Below are 4,371 nucleotides of genomic sequence, written 5' to 3'. Positions count from 1 at the left end.
CACGGGAAGGCTGCTGTCAGTCGCTGGCACCGCATTTGATTTCACCAAGAGCGAAGTCATCGGCAGCCGTCTCGCTGCAATCTCCATCGGCGGCTACGACCACGCCTTCGTTCTCGCCGACAAGCCGCAGACCAAGCCCGCCCTCGCCGCCGAAGTGTATGAGCCCAAGAGCGGCCGCGTGATGCAAATCCTCACCGACCAGCCCGGAATCCAGCTCTACACCGCCACCTACACCACGCCGCTCAAGGGCAAAAACGGCGCAGGCTATGATCGCTTCCACGGCCTCTGCCTGGAGACCCAGCATCACCCCGATTCCGTTCATCACGCCGAGTTCCCCACGACCATCCTCCGTCCCGGCGAGACGTATCGCACTACGACCATTCATCAGTTCACCACGCGGTGATCATTGCGGTTTGTGAAACGGCATTGGCCTCAATGAGTCGGAACATCTATGGCCCAGTCGCTGCATCGCTGTCATTCTCGACTCCGACGAACGTCTGCACTCTGGCGCTCAATGGTTTTTGTTCTGGATTGAAAGAGCTCTAACAGTATACCGTATTGAAACGGTATACCTCATGAACTTGCCTCCAGCTGCAACCACCCGCTCCGACATCACCGTCTCCCGTCTCCGGCAAGAAATCCTCGATGGCGAGATCTCTCCCGGTCACCTCCTCGCTGAGTCTGCCGTTGCGCAACGGCTTGGCGTTAGTCGCGTGCCAGTGCGGGAGGCGTTGTTCACTCTCGAACGCGAAGGGTTGGTGGAGTTCAGCGGCACTGGTCGGGCCTATGTCAAAGATCTGACGCCGCATGATTTTGAAGAGCTGTATGTGCTGCGTCTCGCGCTGGAACCCGTGGCGGCGCGACTGGCTGCGCCAGCCTTGCGCGAAGACTGCTCGCGTCTTGAGAAAAATATCAAGGCCACGAGCAAGGCCACCACGTTGCTTCAAGTCACGCATTTGGATCTCGATTTCCACGAGATCATTTTGGAGGCATCGGGGAATGCACGACTGCTCAAGCTCTGGCATTCGCTGCGCAGTGAGTTGGAGCTTTGGCTGGGGCGACTGCATCGCTCAAAGCAACTCCAAACGCGCGGCACGCGTGCAGAGACCGTGAGCAGTCACCAAGGTGTGGTAAAGACTTTCAAAAACAAGTCGCCGACCGAGTGCGAGCGCCTCATGCGCCAGCACATTCTGAGCTGGCGCGAATGGCTGCCGGTGGTGCGGGAGAACGGATGATTTTGCCTGCGCCACCAACGTCCAGTCACCGCTCCAACCATGAGTCCGATGATCCGATTTCTCATTCCCGCCGTAGTGGCGTGTGTCACGCTCACGGCTGCTGCCGATGATGCGGCTGACCGGGCGAAGGCGTATGCCGACCGGATTCATCCGCTGTTGGTTAAGACCTGCGGGAAATGCCACGGCAAGAAGCCCGAGGACAATGATCTCGATCTCACGAGCCTTGGCACTGCTGAGGCGCTACTCGCGCAGCCGAAGGTGCTGGAGGACATTGCTGAGCGGTTGAACGAGGGCGACATGCCGCCGAAGAAGGCTGCACAGCCAAGCCTAGCCGAACGGGACCAGTTGCTAAGCTGGATCGGGGCAGCGGTGGATGCGACGGCGGCGGCGCACGCGGGGGACCCGGGGCCAGTGACGTTGCGCCGGCTGACCAATGCGGAGTATGATCATGCGGTGCGCGATCTCACGGGTGTGGACATGCAGCCGACGCGGGCCGGCGAGTTTGCGCCCGATAGCGTGGGCGGCGAGGGCTTTGCCAATGTCGGTGAGGCAATGCCGATGACGCCCGGGCTGGTCGAGCGCTATCATCAGGCGGCCCGCTATGTCGCGGCGCGGGCGGTGCTGCTGCCCACGGGCTTCCGTTTCTCGAACTCCCCGGACGGTCCGGACTGGGCGGCGGAGGCTGAGAAGGCGCTGCGCAGTTTTCACTCGTGCTATGCTGGACCCAATGGGGAGCCGCCGCTCGGCGCGCATCTCGTGGCGACGCTGAAACATCGCGACCGCCTTAATCGTGGCGGTGCCACCGCCATCGCGGAAGTTGCGGCGGAGGAGAAACTCAACGCGACTTACCTAGCCGCGCTTTGGGCGGGACTCAGCGTCCAGCCGACAGCGGAGCTCGATGCGAAAACGAAGCATTGGGAGGCGAAAGCAGCCCTAGTGGAAGCCGAGAGGAAACAGCGGCAGTCTGCTCTCGACTCGGTGCGTCAGAACATCGACTCCCGCTGGAATGCGTCGAAACGAGTGCTCGTGGAGTCGAAGGTTGCGGAAGCGGGCTCGGTCCCCTTCGAGCACAAGGTGTCGGTTCGGCGCGGCGAGTTGCTGCTTCTAACCGTGCAGCCCAACCAAAACCACGGCGCCGACACCACGCTCATCGAATGGACGATCCGCGAAACAACCGGCGATCAGCGTAGCTGGAGCGTCGCCGATGTGATTCCCGATCTTCTGAAGAGCAACCCCAGGCCGGACAAGCACGGGGCCACTTGGAGCTTCCTAGAGACGACATCCGCCCCACTGTTACTTACCGAACCGCGCGACAGCAACGCAGGGCGAACCGAGCTGAAATCGTGGAGCCTCGGCTCCGAGCCCGCAGTCTTCGTGAACAGCGCTGCCGTGCCCTCGCAGGTGTGGACGAAGTTGCCTGCACGGTCGGTCTTCGTGCATCCGGGACCCAAGCGCCCGGTCACGGTCGCTTGGACAAGCCCGATCGATGCCAACGTCGTGGTCTCTGGCCGTGTCGCCGATGCCCATCCCTCCAAAGGCGACGGCGTTTCCTTCGAACTCTCGCATCTCGCCGCGCCAGAGCTGGGTCAGGCGCTGGCCGGGCTGGGAGTGAAGCCCTCCCCCCTGCCGGCTGTCGGTCTCCCGCCGGACATCATGGGCTTGGTCCGAGAAAAATGGCGCGCGGCCACGACCGACCCCGCACCCGTGCTCGCAGCGATCACGGCCATGCAGGACAGGTTGTTCTGGAGCAACTACCGCCGGCATAATGTGCTGGCGGTCGGCAACGGCGTCCCTGCTTGGGTGGACATGCTCCGTGTGGTCGCCCGTGAGCAGGTTCAGGGTGCTGCCCGCGAACCGATCTTCCGGCTGGTCGCGCGGCAGGTGGCCCCGGCGCAGCCAGGCACCTTCGTGGTCTGGGACCGTCTGCGGTTGGAGAGCGGCGACGGGCCCACGCTGGTCCTAGCGGAGCACGCGGAACTGCGATCAGCCGTCGAGGCGGCGTGCGGACTCCGGTTTGGCCATCATCCGCAAGGCCGGCCCGTGCCACCGGACGCCCTGGTCACGGAGGCAGGTTCAGAGGTCCGCATCGACCTGCGGAAGCTGCCAGCGCCGCTCTTGAAGTCGCTCACGCTGCCGCGATTCCTCCGCGCCGATGTGAGCCTCGATGCCGGCAGCCCGGAGACGGCCACGGTCCAGGCTTTGCTGCTCGCTGAGCCGGACCTCATGGACGCCAAGCAGATAAGAGAAGGGCGGATCAACCCAACTGCATGGCGTTCCGGAGACCCACTCATCGCGGACGAGCCCGAGCCACGGGTCGCGCAGATCGTGCATTCGCGCGTCGCCGCCGAGCGGGCCCGGCCTGCGGCGGAGTTTCGCGCTCTTTTTCCACCGGCGGTGCTCTTTGAGCCGGTCATCCCGCGGGACGCCCAAGGAAGCCTTTTCATGTTCCACCGCGAGGACGAGCCGCTGCGCCGACTCCTTCTCGATGAGACGGGCCGGGCGGAGCTGGAACGTCTCTGGAGCGAACTGCATTTCCTGCGCGAGGACGCGCCCGCCAACACGCTCATGTATGCGGAACTGCTGAAGTTGTATTCCCAAAAAGGCCAGGCCCAGATGCACTTCTTCATCCAAACTTTTGAAAAACGCTTGAAACGGGATGATGCGGCACTCCTAGCCGATCAGGCGGCCGCCGAGCCCCGCCACCTCGATTCGCTGCTCGCTTTCGCCGCCCGGGCCTGGCGTCGGTCCCTCGGTGTCGATGAACGCGAAACCATCCTCGCGTCCTACCGCGTTGATCGTGCTGAGGGCATCAAGCACGATCCGGCCCTCCGCGCCGCTCTTGCCCGCGTGCTTTCATCGCCGTGGTTCCTTTACCGCGTGGAGCAGCCAGCGGCCGGGCCGCGCTGGCAGCCGGTGTCGGGCGATGAATTGGCCACGCGGCTGAGCTTCCTGTTCTGGGACTCGATTCCAGATGACGAACTGCGTGCGGCGGCCCCGCGTCTGCACGAGCCCGCCGTGCTGGAGGCGCAGGTGCGCCGGATGATCAAAGACAGCCGCACGCGCGGCATGGCCGAGGAGTTTGGCGCTCGCTGGCTCGGCGTGCGGGACTTCGTAACCAACCATGGCCGCAGCTTGA

Annotated in this window: 2 protein-coding genes and 1 pseudogene; all 3 read left to right on the top strand. The window is 63.8% G+C overall.

The window, feature by feature from the left end; all coding sequences use genetic code 11:
* Positions 1–403, top strand: a pseudogene (locus tag ACIREA_RS27460) (galactose-1-epimerase); the annotation flags it as partial.
* A gap of 172 nt (positions 404–575) precedes the next feature.
* Positions 576–1,235 carry a GntR family transcriptional regulator gene (locus tag ACIREA_RS27455; protein ID WP_397385515.1) on the top strand — a complete coding sequence of 220 codons (660 nt, stop codon included), beginning with the start codon at positions 576–578 and terminating at the stop codon, positions 1,233–1,235.
* Positions 1,236–1,283: 48 nt separating this feature from the next.
* A partial coding sequence (locus ACIREA_RS27450) for a DUF1587 domain-containing protein (protein ID WP_397385514.1) occupies positions 1,284–4,371 on the top strand: 3,088 nt, incomplete at its 3' end.

Origin of the sequence: Prosthecobacter sp. (genome assembly GCF_044373815.1) — a bacterium.
GTDB lineage: Bacteria > Verrucomicrobiota > Verrucomicrobiia > Verrucomicrobiales > Verrucomicrobiaceae > Prosthecobacter.
The sequence above is the reverse complement of the archived record's forward strand: the minus strand, read 5'-3'. Positions and strand labels throughout refer to the sequence as shown.

Coding starts and splice junctions, on each gene's coding strand:
- ACIREA_RS27455 (WP_397385515.1), top strand. CDS start 576: ATGAACTTGCCTCCAGCTGCAACCACCCGCTCCGACATCACCGTCTCC.